General features: G+C 34.2%; 18 protein-coding genes. 5 read left to right on the top strand and 13 right to left on the bottom strand.

Features of this window, described 5'->3' with window-relative positions:
* Position 1: 1 nt before the first annotated feature.
* Complete coding sequence (ccoS, locus tag BHE19_RS08510; protein ID WP_017498331.1) at positions 2 to 193, bottom strand: cbb3-type cytochrome oxidase assembly protein CcoS; 192 nt, start codon at positions 191 to 193, stop codon at positions 2 to 4.
* A gap of 109 nt (positions 194 to 302) precedes the next feature.
* Positions 303 to 2696: a heavy metal translocating P-type ATPase gene (locus tag BHE19_RS08515; RefSeq protein ID WP_070907132.1), complete on the bottom strand. Its 2394-nt coding sequence runs from the start codon at positions 2694 to 2696 to the stop codon at positions 303 to 305.
* Between the two features lie 202 nt (positions 2697 to 2898).
* Here BHE19_RS08515 and BHE19_RS08520 point away from each other — a divergent pair, with 202 nt between their 5' ends.
* Positions 2899 to 3579, top strand: coding sequence for a Crp/Fnr family transcriptional regulator (locus BHE19_RS08520; protein WP_070906717.1), 681 nt, complete (start codon positions 2899 to 2901; stop codon positions 3577 to 3579).
* Here BHE19_RS08520 and mazG read toward each other — a convergent pair whose 3' ends face one another.
* The 3 genes from mazG to def all read right to left on the bottom strand — a co-directional run bounded on the left by mazG (position 3580) and on the right by def (position 5701).
* Positions 3580 to 4350: a nucleoside triphosphate pyrophosphohydrolase gene (gene mazG / locus BHE19_RS08525; RefSeq protein ID WP_070906718.1), complete on the bottom strand. Its 771-nt coding sequence runs from the start codon at positions 4348 to 4350 to the stop codon at positions 3580 to 3582. It abuts the gene before it with no gap.
* Between the two features lie 204 nt (positions 4351 to 4554).
* Entirely contained in the window at positions 4555 to 5040 is a 486-nt protein-coding gene (locus tag BHE19_RS08530; RefSeq protein WP_070906719.1) for a DUF5606 family protein, read from the bottom strand.
* Positions 5041 to 5110: 70 nt separating this feature from the next.
* Positions 5111 to 5701, bottom strand: coding sequence for a peptide deformylase (gene def / locus BHE19_RS08535; RefSeq protein WP_017498326.1), 591 nt, complete (start codon positions 5699 to 5701; stop codon positions 5111 to 5113).
* 201 nt (positions 5702 to 5902) lie between these two features.
* Between def and BHE19_RS08540 the strand changes: the two genes are divergently transcribed.
* Positions 5903 to 8125 carry an FUSC family protein gene (locus BHE19_RS08540; RefSeq protein WP_070906720.1) on the top strand — a complete coding sequence of 741 codons (2223 nt, stop codon included), beginning with the start codon at positions 5903 to 5905 and terminating at the stop codon, positions 8123 to 8125.
* 16 nt (positions 8126 to 8141) lie between these two features.
* Here the strand turns inward: BHE19_RS08540 and BHE19_RS08545 are convergent, their stop codons facing one another.
* The 4 genes from BHE19_RS08545 to BHE19_RS08560 form a co-directional block, all read right to left on the bottom strand.
* Complete coding sequence (locus BHE19_RS08545; RefSeq protein ID WP_070906721.1) at positions 8142 to 9089, bottom strand: hypothetical protein; 948 nt, start codon at positions 9087 to 9089, stop codon at positions 8142 to 8144.
* Positions 9090 to 9330: 241 nt separating this feature from the next.
* Positions 9331 to 10830, bottom strand: a complete 1500-nt coding sequence (locus BHE19_RS08550; RefSeq protein ID WP_070906722.1) for a malate:quinone oxidoreductase — start codon at positions 10828 to 10830, stop codon at positions 9331 to 9333.
* Between the two features lie 112 nt (positions 10831 to 10942).
* A complete protein-coding gene (gene ruvX, locus BHE19_RS08555) occupies positions 10943 to 11359 on the bottom strand; it encodes a Holliday junction resolvase RuvX (protein WP_070906723.1) in 417 nt (138 codons plus the stop codon).
* Between the two features lie 207 nt (positions 11360 to 11566).
* Positions 11567 to 12196, bottom strand: a complete 630-nt coding sequence (locus BHE19_RS08560) for a PAS domain-containing protein (RefSeq protein WP_070906724.1) — start codon at positions 12194 to 12196, stop codon at positions 11567 to 11569.
* A 289-nt stretch (positions 12197 to 12485) separates the two neighbouring features.
* Between BHE19_RS08560 and BHE19_RS08565 the strand changes: the two genes are divergently transcribed.
* On the top strand, positions 12486 to 13301 hold the full coding sequence (locus BHE19_RS08565; RefSeq protein ID WP_017498319.1) for a 2,3,4,5-tetrahydropyridine-2,6-dicarboxylate N-succinyltransferase: 816 nt from the start codon (positions 12486 to 12488) through the stop codon (positions 13299 to 13301).
* Between the two features lie 68 nt (positions 13302 to 13369).
* Here BHE19_RS08565 and BHE19_RS08570 read toward each other — a convergent pair whose 3' ends face one another.
* The 3 genes from BHE19_RS08570 to BHE19_RS08580 form a co-directional block, all read right to left on the bottom strand.
* Positions 13370 to 14119: a glycosyltransferase family 2 protein gene (locus BHE19_RS08570; RefSeq protein WP_070906725.1), complete on the bottom strand. Its 750-nt coding sequence runs from the start codon at positions 14117 to 14119 to the stop codon at positions 13370 to 13372.
* An 8-nt stretch (positions 14120 to 14127) separates the two neighbouring features.
* Positions 14128 to 14841 carry a polysaccharide deacetylase family protein gene (locus tag BHE19_RS08575; protein WP_070906726.1) on the bottom strand — a complete coding sequence of 238 codons (714 nt, stop codon included), beginning with the start codon at positions 14839 to 14841 and terminating at the stop codon, positions 14128 to 14130.
* A 314-nt stretch (positions 14842 to 15155) separates the two neighbouring features.
* Positions 15156 to 15905 carry a glycosyltransferase family 2 protein gene (locus BHE19_RS08580; RefSeq protein WP_070906727.1) on the bottom strand — a complete coding sequence of 250 codons (750 nt, stop codon included), beginning with the start codon at positions 15903 to 15905 and terminating at the stop codon, positions 15156 to 15158.
* A 126-nt stretch (positions 15906 to 16031) separates the two neighbouring features.
* Here BHE19_RS08580 and BHE19_RS08585 point away from each other — a divergent pair, with 126 nt between their 5' ends.
* Entirely contained in the window at positions 16032 to 17096 is a 1065-nt protein-coding gene (locus tag BHE19_RS08585) for a glycosyltransferase family 9 protein (protein WP_070906728.1), read from the top strand.
* Between the two features lie 2 nt (positions 17097 to 17098).
* Positions 17099 to 17887: a glycosyltransferase family 2 protein gene (locus BHE19_RS08590; RefSeq protein WP_083342495.1), complete on the top strand. Its 789-nt coding sequence runs from the start codon at positions 17099 to 17101 to the stop codon at positions 17885 to 17887.
* Here BHE19_RS08590 and BHE19_RS08595 read toward each other — a convergent pair.
* Positions 17868 to 18638, bottom strand: coding sequence for a Kdo domain containing protein (locus BHE19_RS08595; protein ID WP_070906729.1), 771 nt, complete (start codon positions 18636 to 18638; stop codon positions 17868 to 17870). The two genes, BHE19_RS08590 and BHE19_RS08595, sit on opposite strands and share 20 nt — an antisense overlap.
* Positions 18639 to 18712: the final 74 nt, after the last annotated feature.

Consider the following 18712-nt stretch of genomic DNA (forward strand, 5'->3'; position numbering starts at 1 on the left):
ATTATACTTGTTTTTCTTTTATTGATGAATTGTTCTTTTGGCTGGTAATTTTGGTCTCATCATCAAAAAGCATTCTGACTGAGGGTGTATAATCGTCATCGTATTGTCCTGATTTGACAGCTACGATAAAAGCAACAAAGAATCCAATTGCCACGAAAATACTTACTGAAATTAATAGATAAATAACACTCATACCTTACGTTTTATACTAACAAAATTACTCGGTTATTGACTGGTAAAATATGATAATTATCATAGGCGAAGTCCTATGTTAAAAATATAAAAAATAACTTCAGAATTATTTATAATGATTTTAAATTACTGTTACTGAAATAGTTAGACATAATCGTAACAAAACTTACAATCGTAATTGTGCTTAAAGGCATGATAATAGCCGCAACCAATGGCAACAGATTTCCTGTAATTGCGAAGGAAAGCCCAACAACATTATACAGCAGTGACAAGACAAAACTCATTTTAATAATTGTAATCGACTTGTGTGATAATTTTAAAAAATAATTTAGTCTCGAAAACTCACTTGCATCCAGTATAGCATCGCAGGCAGGCGAGAAAACATTGACATTTTCAGAGATCGAAATTCCAACATTACTTTGTGCCAAAGCACCTGCATCGTTTAAACCGTCTCCAACCATCATCACATTACAACCTTCTTCTTGCAATTTTTTGATAAACTCTAACTTTTGCTCCGGCTTCTGATTAAAGATCAGCTCTGTGTTTTTAGGCAAAATGGCTTCCAAAGTAGCGCGTTCTCCATCATTATCCCCTGAAAGCACCTTTATTTGATACTCATGACTTAATGTTGAAAAAAGTTTTTCTAATCCATCCCTATATTTATTCTGAAATGTAAATTTTCCATAATAAGTACCATCGATTCTAATATGAAGACCTGTTTTTTCAATTTCAGACAGTTCCGTTACAGGACTATCAACAAAGGCTGCAGATCCAATTTTGATTGTAACATTCTCTGTAGAAGCCTGAATTCCTTTTCCGGTAATTTCCTGAAAATCATTAATTTTTATTCTATCTGAATCTGGCAGAAAATCATACAACATTCGGCTCAAAGGGTGATTAGAAGCACGAAGCACATTTTTAATAAGTATATAGTTTTCTTCAGAGAGTGCATTTCCCTCATACACAATATTCGATTTTTTATTAGTGGTGATCGTTCCGGTTTTGTCAAAAACAATCGTATCCACTTTTGCCAGCTGCTCAATTACTAACGCATTTTTGAGATACATTTTTTGCTTGCCCATGATTCGCAGTATATTACCAAAAGTAAAAGGTGCAGTAAGTGCCAATGCACATGGACAGGCGACAATCAGAACCGCAGTAAAGACGTTAAAAGCGGTATTAGCATCAATAAAAATCCAATAACCAAAGCCTGCAAAAGCAATTAATAATAACAAAGGTGTAAAATACCTACTAATCGCATCGGTTATTGTTTTGTGCTTTTGAAGCACTTTTTTCTGGAAGATTTCATTGCTCCATAATTGTGTCAGATAACTTTGTGACACCGAATGCAACACTTCCATTTCGATCACTTTCCCAATATGTTTCCCTCCTGCAAAAACTTTATCTCCTGATTTCTTAGTGATCGGAACCGCTTCTCCCGTCACAAAACTATAATCGATCTCTGCCTTTTCACTAATCAGAATTCCATCAACAGGAATAAGCTCCTGATTTCGAATGAGTAACCTGTTTCCTTTTAAAACATCGTAAACAGGAATACTTTCTTCTGAAGTATCTGAATTAATTCTGGTCACAGCAATTGGAAAATAGGATTTGAAGTCTCTTTCGAAACTTAAAAAGCTATAGGTTTTAATCTGAAACATCTTTCCTAACAACATGAAAAAAACCAGTCCAGTCAAGCTATCAAAGAAACCTGATCCGTAATTCATGACGATATCAAAAGTACTTCGAACAAACATTACAATAATTCCCAATGCAATTGGAATATCGATATTCAGCATTCCCGATTTGATACTTTTGTAAGCAGAAACATAATAACCACTTGCCGAATATAAAAAACTGGGCAAAGCCAAAATAAAAATCAGGATTCTGAAAAAGGGTTTGTAATTGTCCAGCCAGAATTCTTTTATTTCGAAATATTCCGGAAACGACAGTAACATAATGTTTCCGAAGCAAAAAAAGGCAACACCTAATTTATACGTTAAGCTTCTGTCGACATTATTTTTACCTGTTTCATAATTTTCCAGACTAATATAAGGTTCATAGCCTATAGAACTAAGCATATAAACGATAGCTTTCAAAGAAACGGTATCTGAATTAAAAGTAATCCGAACCCTTTTCTCCGGGAAATTCACCTGAGAAAGACTTATGCCAGGTTGAATTTTGTTTAAATTCTCTAAAATCCAAATGCAGGAACTGCAATGAATATAAGGAATGTTTAAAGAAACAATAGCGGTATTTCCTTCCTGAAACTCTAGTACTTTCGAAAGAATAGCCTCATTGTCTAAAAAGTCATATTTACCTGTGATATCCTGTGGAGTAGCGCCGGGTGCATTTTCAAAATCATAATAACCGGTTAAATCATGAAGACTAAAAATTTCGTAAACCGTTTTACAACCGGCGCAGCAAAACTTCTTTTCATCAAAATTGATTACTTCATTTTTAGGAATCGTAAGTCCGCAATGAAAACAACTTTGTTCACTCATAATTTGTTTTTTTTTGATACCACAAATATTCAAAATAAGAGGCGACTTTAAATATGACATTTATCATACTACAAAGAAATCCGTTTCTAATTTAATGAATTAAATCCTTCAAACAGTGATGTCAGATTTTTTTGTTTTTTTTCAGCCCAAACACTAGCTGCGAAAGCGAATATTGGTTAATTTTGTAATAAATATTTTTGCTATGAATAAATGTGACCAATGTATCGTAAGACAGCTTTCTTCTCTAAAAGCACTCAATAAAGACGAGGTTGTGAAACTGGCGAATAGCAAAACAACTTACACGATTAAAAAAGGGGATGCCCTTTTTGAAGAAGGTGAAGTTACGAATGGAGTTTATTGTGTAAAAGACGGTGTTGGAAAACTTTCTAAATTAAGTGCCAACGGAAAAGATCAAATTGTAAAACTGGTAAAATCAGGAGAGCTTTTAGGTCAGCGTTCTATGATCAGCAATGAACCTGCTAACTTAACAGCCAAAGCAGTTGCCGATATGGAAGTATGTTTTATTCCGAAAGCCGAAATTCTTCACTTTTTCAATAACAACAATCAGTTCTCTATGAATTTAATGCAGTCGGTTTGTGAGGATTTAAAAGAATCTGAAAACGATAAAATTGCATTGGTACAAAAAACAGTGAAACAGCGTTTAGCCGAAACTTTACTGCAGTTGCATGACGATTTTGGTGAGAATGCGGATAATACTCTGAAAGTTCAGCTTACAAGAGAAGAGCTGGCGGGTATCATAGGTACGGCCACAGAAAGCTGTATTCGATTGTTATCGGATTTTAACAAACTGAATTTAATTGAATTAGTAGGCAAAAAAATCAAACTTCAGGACATCAAAGCCTTAAAAAGGCTTGCAGAATAATTACTGCTTTTTAGCTTCGTTCCAAAAAACATCCATTTCGGCCAACGTCATATCCATCAAAGGTTTTCCCATCTCTGCTGCTTTGCTTTCCAGATATTGAAAACGCTTGATGAATTTTTTATTAGTACGCTCCAAAGCATCTTCGGGATTTACATTTAAAAAACGGGCGTAATTGATCATAGAGAATAAAACATCTCCAAATTCGGCCTCTATTTTGTCCTGATCCCCTGCTTTTACTTCCACTTGCAATTCTTCCAGTTCTTCCTGAACTTTGTCCCAAACCTGATGCGATTCTTCCCAGTCAAAACCAACTCCTTTTACTTTGTCCTGAATTCGACTGGCTTTTACTAATGCCGGCAAACTTCTCGGAACCCCTTCTAAAACTGATTTTTTACCTTCTCTCAGCTTTAATTTTTCCCAGTTTTGTTTTACTTCTTCTTCGTCTTTAACTTTAGTATCGCTGTAAATATGAGGATGACGGTGAATGAGTTTATCACAGATTTCGTTACACACATCTGCCATGTCAAAATCGTTGGTTTCAGAGCCTATTTTCGCATAAAAAACAATATGCAACAGCAAATCACCCAGTTCTTTTTTTACTTCGTTTAGATCATTGTCTAAAATAGCATCACCCAACTCATATGTTTCTTCGATGGTAAGATGCCTAAGGGTTTGCAAAGTTTGTTTTTTATCCCACGGGCATTGCTCACGAAGTTCATCCATAATAATTAGTAATCTTTCGAAGGCTTTAAGTTGAAGTTCTTTGCTCATTTTTGAAGTTTTATCCGGATTGTAACGATTGGTGTAAAAGTAAAAAATCCTGTCAAGAAAACATCTCAACAGGATTAATATATTTTGAAGTATTTAGGTTCTGAGGTTCTAAAATGCTGAGCCTAATCTATTTTTAACAATCTAAAAAAACTTAGTCAGTTAGAAACTTAGTGCCTTAGAACCTTAAAAGAAGGTTGTAAACTACTATTCTTCTTTTTTCGCTTTTGCCTTTTTAGGAGCAGCTGCTTTTTTTGGTTTTTCTTCAGCAACCGGAGCTTCTTCAACAGCTTCAACAGCAGCAGGAGCTAAATCTGTTACCAAACCTTTCGCCTGAAGGGTATTGTACCAGTTTAATACTTTTTTAATATCTGAAGGATAAACTCTTTCTTCGTCATATTCAGGCAAAATTTCTTTAAAATAAGCTGATAATGTAGCATTATCTTCTTTATGAGAAATGGCTTGACCTTTATTTTCTTTAGTAGCAATACGTTGCATTACTTCTGTTAATGGTTTTTCGCCTTCGTAAGTATAAATTGAAATCTCTGATAATAAACTTACATTACTTTTTAAGTTTACTGTGATTTTTTTTCCATCTGCTAATGATTCTGCCACAAAACCTGTACGAGTTTGCACTTTCAATACATATAAACCTGGTTTCCCAGAAATGGCTAAAATTTTCTCTAAATTCATGTTTATTAAAATTAGTATTAAGAATTTGATTTATTATATTTCTTTGATTCTAAATTCATACTTTAGAATACTATCTTCCTTTTTTTGCAGCAAAAAATTTCATTCTGTACTCTTGAAATGTCTTGCCTTCGGTAATGTTTTTTAGTTTTTTCTGGATCAGACGTTTCTTTAGAGAAGAGATCTTATCTGTAAACAAAACTCCTTCAATATGATCGTATTCGTGCTGAATGACTCTGGCTACCAACCCGTCAAAAACTTCGGTTTTCATTACGAAATCTTCTTCACAATATTCAATTGTAACGGTAGGTTTTCTGTAAACATCTTCGCGAACATCCGGAATACTCAAACAACCTTCATTAAAACTCCACTCCTCTCCTTCTTCTTTCAAAATCTTAGCATTGATAAAAGTTTTTTTGAAACCTTTTAAATCTTCCTGCTCACTTGAAGAAAGATCCTCATCATCACTAAAAGGAGTTGTATCAATAACAAACAAACGAATAGGCACGCCTACCTGAGGCGCAGCAAGTCCAACCCCTAAAGCGTTGTACATGGTTTCATACATGTTTGCTATTGTTTCTTTTAGGTTTGGATAATCTGGCGTAATTGCCTCACCCACTTTTCTTAAAACAGGATCACCATATCCTACAATTGGTAAAATCATTTGTAATATTTTAATGCATTATCTACTGAAAAACACTGAATTTAATTCTCTTAATTCAGCTGGCAAAAATAGTAAAAAATAGTCAATGAATAATTCGAAAGGGCTATTATATGTCATTTTTTACAATCTCGCCAAAAACTCATCCATAATTATGCCAAATTAATTCGTACAATTCTTACCTTTGTTTGTAAACCTTCATATATGTTTGACCGTATCTCGAAATTTACCAACAGTACTTCTTTTTTAAATGCCTCAAAAGTAACTATTGCTTCGGTTGTTCCTGTCTTAATTCTGAACTTTCTCGGACACTTCGAAATCGGTTTTACTATCGCTTTGGGGGCTTTTTATACGTATCCCAGTGATATTCCGAGTTCTTTAAGCCATAAAATAAAAGGACTTATAGTGGCTTCCTTTATCGTTTCGGGAGTAAACTTGCTGGTAAATCTTGCTTATCCGTATCCCTTTTTGTTTTATCCTTTTTTAGGCTTTTTACTGTTTTTATGTTCAATGATTTCAGTATATGGTCAGCGTGCTACTCTGGTTTCGTTCTCTGCTTTGTTGTCAATTTCCTTATCGTTTGGCCATTTGCATGAAGGCTGGGAAGCTTTTGAATATTCGGGTTTTATTTTTATAGGTGGAATTTTATATCTGATTGTATCATTGGTCTTTCACTTTGTACAGCCGTACAAATATGTTGAACTTCAAATTGCTGAAGGCATAAAACTAACGGCCAAATATTTAAAACTCAGAGGGGATTTATGGAATCCCGAAGCCAACAGAAAAGCCATTATCGAGAAACAATTAAGCGTTCAGGTAGAACTCAACCTGATTCATGAGGATTTAAGAAAGATGCTTATTGGCAATCAAAATACCTCGGGAGCTACCAGTCAGAATCGAAAGATGCTACTTGTTTTTATCACTCTGGTTGAGATTCAGGAACTGGCCTTATACACTTCTTTTGACCACGATAAACTGCATGAAAAATTTGCCGCACATCCCGAAGTGCTTCGAACCTATCAGAACGTAGCTTATAAATTAGCCTCTACCTTAAAAAAACTGTCTAAAAATGTACACAACATTAGTGTATATGTTGACAAGAATGATTTAAAGAATGAGCTTGATGCATTGGAGTTTGCCATTTTTGACTATGAAAAAACTTTAGGCAAAGAAGAAGCTGCCGAAGGTGTACTCATGTTGACCAATATGCTGAAGTACGCTAAAAATCAGGTGGGAAAAATCAAAACCATCCAACGTGCTTTTTCACTTGCGATGCAATCTTATAAATTAAAAGACAAGGATAAGGAGCTGGAGAAATTCCTAACGCCTCAATATTACCCATTGCGTACTTTGATTGAGAATTTATCCTACTCTTCTTCTATTTTCAGACATTCCATACGACTGACTACCACTATTTTAATTGGTTTTGTGATTGGAAAATTTCTTCCGTTTCAAAACGTATATTGGATTCTACTTACTATTGTAGTAATCATGCGTCCAGGTTACGGCTTAACAAAAGAGCGCTCCTATAACCGAATTTTCGGTACTATTTTAGGAGGTTTATTAGCATTCGGAATCGTTTCTTTGGTACAAAATCACGTTGTATTGAGTATATTCTCTATTGTTTGTATGCTTCTTGGTATTTCATTTACACAAATTAACTACAAGATAAGCGCAACATTTGTTACGATGTACGTGGTTTTTATTTATGGAATTTTAGCTCCAAATGTGGTTGAAGTGATTCAGTTTAGAATTCTCGATTCACTCGCGGGAGCTATTTTAGCATTTTTAGCCAATCAGTTCCTATGGCCGGCCTGGGAATTTATCAATACCCCTATACATATTGAAAATTCGATTCGGGCTAATCGAAATTACCTGAAGGAGATTGCCGATTTCTACAATAAAAAAGGCGAAGTTCCTACTTCATACCGATTATCCAGAAAAAATGCTTTTGTTGAGGTTGGTAACCTCATGACTTCCTTTCAGCGCATGATGCAGGAGCCTAAATCGAAGCAAAAAACACTTCCATTGGTTAATAAACTGGTGGTACTAAACCATTCTATACTATCGGCGTTGGCCTCGCTATCAACTTATATCCAATCACACCAGACTACTTCAGCTTCGGAATCTTTTAATTACATCATAAAAACAATTCTTTCCAATCTGGATCACGCAATTGCTGCTTTAAGAAATGAAAAGATCATAAATGATACTTATTTTGATAAGGAAGATGTGACTTTACAGTTTGAAGAACTCAAACGTGTTAACTTCAAACGTCTTGCCGCAGATGATGATCTGGACAAGGAAACGCGACAAGCCAAAATGCAGGAAGCTCAAATGGTAATCGAGCAATTGATCTGGATGAGCAATCTGGCTGAAAAGATTTTAAAAATCACAAAGGAATTTAAAGCAACAAATCCAGATTAATTCATCTGGATTTGTTTTATTCCTGCTTTCTCTCAAGTTTGATTATTCTCTTTTCTAGCTCTGTTTGATTTTTTTTCATTTGAATATTTTCACCTTTAACTCTTTCATTTTCTTTCTTCATTTCAATCATATATAGAGTAAGCTCTTCAATTTTCTGAAGTAGTTTTGCATTCATTTCCCCCAGCACAATACCATTTTTCAAAACTTCCTCTTCACTTGGAATATTTTCGAGATGTCCTTTTTCGGCTATATGCTTCTCAACTTCTTCAAGGGTTGGCAAATTATATCCTTTTTTAAATACAAAATCTGACCAGCCTAACATATCAACTTTTACCTCCTGAGAATGAATTGTACCTTTTACATCCAATTTATTATTTGGATTCAAAACCCCAATACCTACATTTCCATTATCCATTATAATAAAACGATTAGTACATAATCCTCCAGCAGCACAGCCTAAATTATCATAGGCCCAGAATTGCAAACTATTACCATAACCACCAGTCATATTAAAGATACCCCACGATTTTGCAGTACCATTAGCCGTTTTTAAAGGGTTATTTATTAAAATTTCACCCCCTATATCTCCTGATATGGTACTGATTACTCTTCCATTAAACAATCCACTACCACCTACCTCTAATTTTTGCATTGGATTGACTACTCCAACCCCTAAATTTCCACTATATGGCTGAAGGGCGATATTACTTGTAGTACTAAAAGTCTTTGAATACCCCTGAATAATACCCGTATTTTCTGCAGATGTTCCAACAGCAACACCATTTGACAAGTTATTACCACTAAAATGTGCAACAAAAGTATCTATTGTGCTTTGCGCCTGTAGTAAAGCTGTAGGCGAAGTAGTCCCAATACCTACCCGACCAGTCTCTGGAAATGGAAAAGTATTTTGTGCAAAACCAATCTGTACCACAAACAAAATAATCCATACATTCAACTTTTTCATAATAGCATTTTATTTTTTAATTCCTGTTTTCTTTATTAATTTGAATAATAAAAATTTTTAAACTTCAATTCTTAAAACCCTTTTTAAAGTAATTTATCTTATCTCTCATTCACTAATCATTTTTCAAAACTTATCCAACCACAAATTGGTCGATCATATCTTTTTAAAACACAAATATCCTCACATTTCCTTTGCAAAAAAATGTGAGGATATTATATTTTTATTCAAAATGATTTATAGTTTAACTATTTTTTAATCGTAAAACTTCAGAAGTATGTTTTCTAAGCTCGGCTAAAAGTTCCGGTTTATCATTTAAAGTCTGACCATAGGAAGGAATCATCGTTTTCATTTTTGACTGCCATTCCGGTGTTTTCACCTGATTGGTAAAACATCTGCTGATCAAATCAACCATAATACCTACTGCAGTTGACGCTCCCGGAGAAGCTCCTAATAATACCGCCAGGCTTCCGTCGTGTGTACTAATTACTTCGGTACCAAACTCTAAAACTCCGCCACCGTTTTCATCTTTTTTAATTACCTGAACACGTTGTCCGGCTCTTTCCAGTTTCCAGTCTTTAGAACGTGCTGTTGGCAAATACTCACGTAATGCTTTCATTCTGTCTTTAGGAGACTGACGTACCTGCTCAATCAAATATTTAGTCAAAGGAATATTATGATATCCTGCTGACAACATTGGAATTAAGTTGTTCGGTTTTATAGATAATGGTAAATCTAAGTAAGAACCATTTTTCAAAAAGCGTGTTGAAAACCCTGCAAACGGACCAAAAAGCAATGCTTTTTCGCCATCAATTACACGGGTGTCGATATGTGGTACAGACATTGGAGGCGCTCCAACGCTTGCTTTTCCGTAAACTTTCGCCTGATGTTTTGCAATTACCTCCGGATTGGTGCATTTTAACCATTGTCCGCTTACCGGAAAACCTCCGTAGCCATCTCCTTCCGGTACATTTGCTTTTTCTAATAAAGGCAATGAACCTCCACCCGCTCCAATAAATACAAACTTAGTATAAGCTTTTCTCACATCGCCGGTAGCAAGATCGGTGATTTTGATACGCCATGATTTATCTTCACGTTGTTTTAGTTTTTTAACTTCATGATTAAAGTGTAAAGAAACACCATCAAGTGTCGCTAAATAATTGAACATGCTTCTGGTTAAAGCCCCAAAATTCACATCGGTACCTATTTCCATATGGGTAGCTGCCAGTTTCTCGTTAGCATCTCTGCCTTCCATAACAAGCGGCATCCATTTATTTAACTGCTCAAAATCGGAACTAAATTCCATTTGAGAAAAAATAGGATTGTTTTGTAATGCTTCAAATCTCTTTTTAAGATACGCTACATTTTTTTCTCCCCAAACAAAACTCATGTGAGGAACACTTTTAATAAAATTATCAGGAGATGGTACCTTTTTCTGTTCTACTAAATAGGACCAGAACTGGCGTGAAATCTCAAAAGATTCCGCAATACTTATCGCTTTTTTCGGATCAATACTTCCGTCAGCCTTTTCAGGAGTGTAATTTAATTCACAAAAGGCAGAGTGCCCTGTTCCTGCATTATTCCATGCATCTGAACTTTCTGCGGCAGCAACATCTAATCTTTCGTAAATTTCAATTTTTATATCAGGTTGTAATTCTTTCAAAATTACTCCAAGAGTGGCACTCATAATTCCCGCTCCAATAAGCACTACTTCACTATTAGAACGTATTGTTTTGTCAGACATAACAGTATTATTTTTAAAGTGCAAAGGTACTTTTTATAATTGCAAAAAAAAACTAAAATTGCATGATAAAAGTTATGTTTTTCTAAAAAATAAAAAGCTAAAAGATTGGGTGTTAAAAACGTTTTGACGAAAGATAGTCCTGAAGCATAATTGTAGCCGAAATTTCATCGATCAAACCTTTGTTCTGACGCTGTTTTTTACTGAGTCCGCTATCGATCATCGTTTGAAAAGCCATTTTAGACGTAAAACGTTCGTCGACACGAACTACTTTCATATCAGGAAAAATATTGGTAAAATGAGTTACAAATCCTTTAATAACTGAAGCACTCTCTGATGGCTGACCATTCATTTGTTTGGGCTCGCCGATTAAAACGGCTTCAACCTTTTCTTTTGCAAAATAATCTTTCAGAAAATCAATAAGGGTATTGGTTGGTATTGTTGTTAAACCTGAAGCAATAATCTGCATTTCATCAGTAACAGCAATTCCGGTACGTTTTTGTCCGTAGTCTATAGAAAGAATTCTTGGCATTTTTGAATTTTTAACAAAGATAGAAAGGAAAAATCATAAATCTAAAGAGAATCTGAGTATTTTATAAAACCGAGCATCAAAACCATTTATCTGTCTATTCAATATCACTACACCAATCAAGATACATTTTACCTCATAAAAAATCCGTTCTGAGCTTTTGTTCAAAACGGATTTTTTCCAAATATTCAAAATCTAAAAAAATAACTTCTATCTGTTAAACAGTCTTCTAAAAAAACCTCTTTCCTCCTCTTCATCATTTTCCTGCACTTCATACTGAGCAAACTTTGCCTGCGATTTCTCATGTTCATAAATTAACTCCTTAATATATTCAACATAAGTCCTCTTCTTTTCCTCCAGAAATCCAATAAGATACTTCTCACTAAACTCCATGCCGCTCGCTGCCTCAATTTGTAACAGTTTTTTGTATAGCGGCTCAATATGCAAGGCAATTACCTCTTGTGGGACTGCCTGTCGTCTTCCAAAATAATTTACAATAACTCCGTTCTCGTCTTTTGCAATCTCAAAATCGGTAATAACCCAATAGTAACGTCCTGACTTTGCTAAATTCTTAACAATAGCATGAAAGTTCTTTCCATTTTTAAGATTTTCCCAAAGCACTTTAAAAATAACCTTTGGCATATCCGGATGACGTATAATATTGTGTGGCTGCCCCATTAACTCATAATCTTCATAACCGCATACATCTACAAATACTTCATTAGCATATTCAATAATACCAAAAGCATTTGTTTTACTCATAATCACTTGTGTTTTATCCCACGTGACTTCTTTATCGATTACTGTAACAGGCGTTCGGAGTTGATTTTCTTGATTCATTTCTTACTGATTAAATATTTTTGTTTTGGAATGGTATTTCGCAATTCCTCTCTTTATCTTTCGGGAATTATACCGCGAAATTAATGAGAAGTAAAAACGCAAAATCTGATTTTTATCATGTTTTACCATCAAAAAAAAGCGTTTATAGATTAACCACATTTTTGCATTTTCCATAAGCCTTATTTTATTTATCAAAATACAAACAAAAAGTTACACTTGTAACATTTTACAATAGCTTTACTTTTCTGCTTTTCCGCAAATACCTTATCTTTGCCAAAAATTAAAACTTATGAATTCTTTACAGACTATAATAGAACAAGCTTGGGAAAACAGAGCTTTATTACAAGAAACCGCCACAACTGATGCTATCAGAGAGGTAATCGAATTGATTGATGCAGGAAAATTACGTTGCGCTGAACCTGTTGGTGACAAGTGGCAGGTAAACGAATGGGTTAAGAAAGCTGTTGTAATGTATTTCCCGATTCAAAAAATGGAAACATGGGAATCCGGTATTTTCGAATATCACGACAAAATGTTGCTAAAAAAAGGTTATGCTGAAAAAGGAATTCGTGTAGTACCTAATGCAGTAGCCCGTTACGGAGCTTATATTTCAAGCGGTGTAATTTTGATGCCAAGTTATGTAAACATTGGTGCTTATGTTGACGAAGGTACCATGGTTGATACCTGGGCAACTGTTGGAAGCTGTGCTCAAATTGGTAAAAATGTTCACTTAAGCGGTGGTGTTGGTATTGGTGGTGTTTTAGAACCATTACAAGCTGCTCCAGTTATTATTGAAGATGGTGCTTTTATTGGTTCTCGTTGTATTGTAGTAGAAGGAGTTCACGTAGGAAAAGAAGCTGTTCTTGGTGCTAATGTTTGTTTGACTGCTTCCACAAAAATTATCGATGTAACTGGCGACGAACCTGTTGAAATGAAAGGTTTCGTTCCTGCTCGTTCTGTCGTGATTCCTGGAAGTTACACTAAAAAATTCGCTGCAGGTGAATTTCAAGTACCATGTGCATTAATCATTGGTACTCGTAAACCATCAACAGATTTAAAAACTTCACTAAACAACGCACTTCGTGAGTACGATGTTGCTGTTTAACATATAATCTCTATAAATAATAAAGCGGAATGATTACTCATTCCGCTTTATTATTTTATATACTTTTTTTACTTATTCTGTTTTTGAAGTTTCAAAAGCTTAGCATATTTCATATAGGAGAAGAAAGCCTGAGTCATTGAAAAGGTGAAACCGTCTAATCCATGTAAAAAACCTTTTTTAAAAAAATAACACCTAACAAAAGAAACTGTCCCGTTTAATATAGGCTTAAAACTGCTTACCCTTTTGTTCTGATCGTAAAGCTGCTGGGCATGCCAGGTTGAATATAAATTTTTCTTACTGATAAACTGTCCAAAACAGTCCCAGGCATAATGGTGTATATGAACTTTTAAGTGGGTCTTATTCGTACCACAAACTTTTTGATGTACACTATCTTTTGAAGGAGAAGCCGTTTGTTTGTTAAAAAATCGTGAAGTTTTATCAGGGTACCAACCTGCGAAATTAATGAGTTTACAGCCCATATAATTATACAGAGAGAAGGCATACACATCAAAATTCTGTTTTTCATATTGGCCTGATAGTATAAATTTTTCAGCATCTTCGGCCAAGATCTCATCAGCATCTAAATTTAAAATCCAGTCATTTTTACAATAAGGAAGACCGTGAATTCTCTGAGGTCCGTCTCCTAAAAAGCTCTGCAAAACAACCTTAGCCCCTTTTTCTTCGGCAATTTTCACAGTATTATCTGTACTTAACGAATCTACAACAATTACTTCGTTACAAACCCTGAACAGCGCATCTATACATTTGCCAATGTTTTTTTCTTCATTATACGTTATTACTAATCCACTAATTTCCATAGCATTTTTTAAAATAATTTAAGCTTACCTATTTTCAATTTTAATTTAAATCTAAACAAACTATCTTCGCCTTTTATGTCTATTCTCTTTACCAAATAGTTATTTTTAAAGGGAAAATTATTTACTCTGTTGCCTATTCTCAAACCGTATTTTATACCGTTATCCCGCATCATATTTTCAAAAACAGCAAATTCAGAATGTTTCTTGGCATAATTCCCAAAAGGATATGCCAGAACAGGTTTTATATCTAATTGATTGTCCAAAATAAAGGCATAAGACTTCGCAAAATCAGCTTCTAACTCTTCTTTAGACAACGAACTGTATCTTTTATGTTCAAAAGAGTGATACCCCAGCTCAATAAGATCAGGATTCAACCCTTTTAGCTGTTCGACACTCATAATTTTTTCTTTTCCTTCGATCCAATAATCAAAATTACCAACGTAAGAAAATGGTATAAAAAAAGAAGCTTTTAAGTGGTATTTTTCAAGCAAAGGGACCGCATACAACAACTGGCACTCGGTAACATCATCAAAAGTGATTATAATGCTTTTTGAAGGAAGTTCTTTTAAATTTTCTAAATCTTTAAAATGAAATGTCGTGTAATTGTTATCGTGTAAAAATTTAAATTGTGATTCTAATTTTGCTACAGAAACACTTAAATCCACAGACTTTGCTTCGTCTTCTACAACATTATGATACATTAAAATTGGTAGCTTTGACATTCTCTATTTTTTTAGCAAATCTATCATTAATAGTATTATTTTTCACAAAAAAAACACTTTTAAGTAAAAAAAAAGAAATGAAACAAAAAACCTTATTATTGTTAAATAAAACCTGATCTTACTTGTTTGTAAATATAAGAAAAAAACTACGTATTATAATTTTTAAAGCAAATTTACCCCTAGATATATTGCAAAAAATATATCTGATACCTGCAACAATCAAAAAACCAAGTAACAACACAGCGTGAAGGACTGTGCTAGTATCTTAAAAAACGGTACTGTAATTGAAATTGTACCTCCGTTTTTATCAAATTTTATTTTAGCCTCTTTTGAAGTTTTAAAAGCTTAGCATATTTCATATAAGAAAAGAAACTCTGAATCATAGCTATAGACAAGCCGTCTACACCATTAAAAATACCCTTCTTAAAAATGTAGCATCTAATAAACGCAACAGTCCCATTAATAACTGGCTTAATTGCGGTTATTCTTTTCCCCTGATCGAACAATTGTTGTGCATGCCAACCGGAATATTGATTTTTCTTTGCAATAATCTGATCTAAAGAGTCCCAGCCGTAGTGCAAGATGTGTACAGCGACCTTTTTTTCCTTTTGGGTTATTATCTTCTGATGCACCTTAGAATCAGAAGGATGTGCTGTCTGTTTATTGAAAAAGCGAACTTTTTGATCCGGATACCAGCCTGAAAAATCGATAAGTTTATCGCCCAGAAAGTTTTTTACTCTAAAACTAAAAGCATCATAGTTTCCTTCAAGATATTTTTTATCTAATATAAATTTTTCGGCATCTTTATCCAGAAACTCATCGGCATCAAGATTTAAGATCCAGTCGTTTTTACAATAAGGCAATCCATGTGTACGTTGCGGGCCGTCGCCCAAAAAGGCCTGTTCAATAACTATCGCGCCTTTTTCTTTGGCAATTTCAACGGTACGATCTTTACTAAACGAATCTACTACAATTACTTCATCACACACTTTTAGTAAAGCATCTATACATTTACCAATATTTTTCTCTTCATTGAAAGTAATAACTAGACCACTAATCTGCATTTTCTTGGGGGGAATTTGTTTTTTGCAAAAATACGGCTTTTTATTCTAGTTACCTTATCTTAATCGTACGTTTGCACATTTTACAAAATTATTACTAATTTAGCCCACAAATTGAATTTTAAATAAATGAGAATATTAGTCATTCAGCAAAAAAGAATTGGAGATGTATTAACGAGCACTATAATCTGTAATAATCTAAAAACCAAATACCCGGATTCGATTATCGATTATATGTGTTACCCAAATTCTGTCGATGTACTAAAAGAGAACAAGAATATTGATAACATTATTCCTTTATCCAACAAGGTTAGAAAATCAACTCCTTCTCTGTTTAAATTTATTTTTCAAATCCGACGCAATAAATACGACGCTGTTATTGACGTTTATTCTAAGTTGGAAACTAATTTAATTACGTTGTTTTCAGGTGCAAAATATAAGGTTTCATATCGTAAATGGTACACCAAAATATGCTATAATTACACTTATGAACGCTTAGATGCCGTAGAATCAGAACACGGATTGGCCATTGAAAATCGTTTGATGCTTCTAAAGCCGTTCATTTCTGAAAAGATTACAGATGTAAAACCAAAAATCTTTTTGAAAGAATCTGAAATTGATGATGCCAAAAAACTTCTGAAAAGCTACCAGGTTGATATGGAAAAGCCATTAATCATGTTTGGAATTTTGGGAAGCGAAGTTTACAAGACATATCCTTTAGAAGGAATGGCTAAAATTATCGATTTTACAGTTGCCAAAACCAACGCGACTATCATTTTTAATTATATCCCGGACCAAAAAGAACAGGCTCTCGAAGTATACAACCATTGTAGTGCCGAAACTAAAAAGCACATCGTTTTTGATTTGTACTGCACAGAGCTAAGACCTTTTCTGGCTTTACTTTCACAATGCGAAATGTTAATCGGAAATGAAGGAGGAGCCGTGAATATGGCCAAAGCACTTGAAATTCCAACCTTCTCCATATTTACACCATCTGTTAGAAAAGAGACCTGGCAAATATTTGAAAATGAAGCCAAAAACTTCTCTATTCACCTAAAAGATTTAAAACCGGAAATATACAAGCAACACACCGAACAATACATAAAAGATCATACTTTTGAGTACTACGATGAGTACCCTTTAACTTTAATGCTTGAAAAACTGGATACTTATTTTCAGGAGTATAAAAATTGAAAATGAGTGAAGAACTTATGAATACTGCTGACAGGGAAAAATTGTCCGTTTTGATTATTACGCTTAATGAAGAACAGCATATAAAATCATTACTGGGAGATATCGATTTTGCCGATGAAATAATCGTAGTAGATTCATACAGTACCGATCGGACGCTGAGCATAATTGAATCTTTTAAAAACGTAAAAGTAATCCAGAATCCGTTCGTTAATTACACTTCACAACGTAATTTCGCGATTGATCAGGCAAAAAACTCCTGGATCTTATTTATCGATGCCGATGAAAGATTAACTCCGGAACTAAAACTGGAAATCGCAGCCACCATCAATCAAAAAGATACTGCAAGTGCCTATTTCATTTATCGAACTTTTATGTTCAAAAGCCGCAAGCTTCATTTTAGCGGCTGGCAAACGGATAAAATTTTCAGACTTTTTAATAAAACAAACTGTCGATACAATCAGGACAGAATGGTACATGAAAAACTGATCGTGAACGGACCGATTTCAACATTAAAAAACAAAATCATTCATTTCTCTTATACTTCTTATACTGACTACAAAGCAAAAATGTACAGTTACGGAGTTTTAAAGGCCAATGAAAAACAAAAAAAAGGACAGAAATCATCTCTTTTACTGATGATTTTCCATCCTGTTTATACTTTTCTGTATCAGTTTTTAGTTCGTTTGGGCTTTTTAGACGGAGCCAAAGGAATCACGATATGTTATCTAAATGCTTACAGCGTTTTTATCCGCTATAAAGAACTAGCCCGAATTACTTCTTCCAGAACTTAAGCTTCTTTTTCAGGCGCTTTTTTCTGTAAAACTTTTCCTGAAAATCAGCAGTATATTTCCATAAAGTTTCAAATATTCTTTGCTCAGATTCTTCTTTATAAAACTTTGCATACTCATTACTCATAACCGCTACCATCTCTTTTAAAGGGGTTAGGCGACACAGATTCTTCATACGCATTTCAAAACTCATTGATTCATGAAATTCCATTCGGTTTAAATCGACCAAAAAGAATTCATAATTACCGTCCTGTTTCTTCTTAATAAGCGTATTTCCCGGTGAGTGATCTAAAAATTCAATTCCTTTCTCATGAAGACCAAAACTAAACCTTGTAAATTGTCTTAAGATATTGTCATGATCCGGATAATCCGGAATTTCTACAAGCTCTCTATAGGTTAAATCAGTTGTCAGATGTTCACTCGCATAGTAACTGTCTCTCAGACCTACAAAATTAAAGTTTTCTAAAAACGCTATTGGCTGAGGAGTTCCGATACCTCTTTCTAACAAAATTGTAGCATATTCGTACGAACGTCTTGCCTTTGATTTTCTAAAATAGCGGTAAGCTACTTTGTTAATTAAATTCGGAATTTTAAAGGATTTAATGTTGATTTTTTTTCCTTCAAGATCAAACAACTTAATAACATTTCGGTCTCCATTCCCAAACAACTCACCTGAAGTATTAAATTCTTTAATACAAGTCAGAATATCTCTGGAACTTTTTACTGCTGTTGAAAATCTAAATTTTGAGATCATTAACTATAACTTTGATATTAATTTATTACCCATTTCCAATGCTCAATCGTTTATTTTATTCCAACCAAAGCATC

This window comes from Flavobacterium tructae (assembly GCF_001853485.1).
Lineage (GTDB): Bacteria > Bacteroidota > Bacteroidia > Flavobacteriales > Flavobacteriaceae > Flavobacterium > Flavobacterium tructae.

What these genes read in the sequence shown, in the direction of transcription:
- ccoS (WP_017498331.1), bottom strand. Translation starts at nt 193, where the DNA reads ATGAGTGTTATTTATCTATTAATTTCAGTAAGTATTTTCGTGGCAATT.
- BHE19_RS08515 (WP_070907132.1), bottom strand. Translation starts at nt 2,696, where the DNA reads ATGAGTGAACAAAGTTGTTTTCATTGCGGACTTACGATTCCTAAAAAT.
- BHE19_RS08520 (WP_070906717.1), top strand. Translation starts at nt 2,899, where the DNA reads ATGAATAAATGTGACCAATGTATCGTAAGACAGCTTTCTTCTCTAAAA.
- mazG (WP_070906718.1), bottom strand. Translation starts at nt 4,350, where the DNA reads ATGAGCAAAGAACTTCAACTTAAAGCCTTCGAAAGATTACTAATTATT.
- BHE19_RS08530 (WP_070906719.1), bottom strand. Translation starts at nt 5,040, where the DNA reads ATGAATTTAGAGAAAATTTTAGCCATTTCTGGGAAACCAGGTTTATAT.
- def (WP_017498326.1), bottom strand. Translation starts at nt 5,701, where the DNA reads ATGATTTTACCAATTGTAGGATATGGTGATCCTGTTTTAAGAAAAGTG.
- BHE19_RS08540 (WP_070906720.1), top strand. Translation starts at nt 5,903, where the DNA reads ATGTTTGACCGTATCTCGAAATTTACCAACAGTACTTCTTTTTTAAAT.
- BHE19_RS08545 (WP_070906721.1), bottom strand. Translation starts at nt 9,089, where the DNA reads ATGAAAAAGTTGAATGTATGGATTATTTTGTTTGTGGTACAGATTGGT.
- BHE19_RS08550 (WP_070906722.1), bottom strand. Translation starts at nt 10,830, where the DNA reads ATGTCTGACAAAACAATACGTTCTAATAGTGAAGTAGTGCTTATTGGA.
- ruvX (WP_070906723.1), bottom strand. Translation starts at nt 11,359, where the DNA reads ATGCCAAGAATTCTTTCTATAGACTACGGACAAAAACGTACCGGAATT.
- BHE19_RS08560 (WP_070906724.1), bottom strand. Translation starts at nt 12,196, where the DNA reads ATGAATCAAGAAAATCAACTCCGAACGCCTGTTACAGTAATCGATAAA.
- BHE19_RS08565 (WP_017498319.1), top strand. Translation starts at nt 12,486, where the DNA reads ATGAATTCTTTACAGACTATAATAGAACAAGCTTGGGAAAACAGAGCT.
- BHE19_RS08570 (WP_070906725.1), bottom strand. Translation starts at nt 14,119, where the DNA reads ATGGAAATTAGTGGATTAGTAATAACGTATAATGAAGAAAAAAACATT.
- BHE19_RS08575 (WP_070906726.1), bottom strand. Translation starts at nt 14,841, where the DNA reads ATGTCAAAGCTACCAATTTTAATGTATCATAATGTTGTAGAAGACGAA.
- BHE19_RS08580 (WP_070906727.1), bottom strand. Translation starts at nt 15,905, where the DNA reads ATGCAGATTAGTGGTCTAGTTATTACTTTCAATGAAGAGAAAAATATT.
- BHE19_RS08585 (WP_070906728.1), top strand. Translation starts at nt 16,032, where the DNA reads ATGAGAATATTAGTCATTCAGCAAAAAAGAATTGGAGATGTATTAACG.
- BHE19_RS08590 (WP_083342495.1), top strand. Translation starts at nt 17,099, where the DNA reads ATGAGTGAAGAACTTATGAATACTGCTGACAGGGAAAAATTGTCCGTT.
- BHE19_RS08595 (WP_070906729.1), bottom strand. Translation starts at nt 18,638, where the DNA reads ATGATCTCAAAATTTAGATTTTCAACAGCAGTAAAAAGTTCCAGAGAT.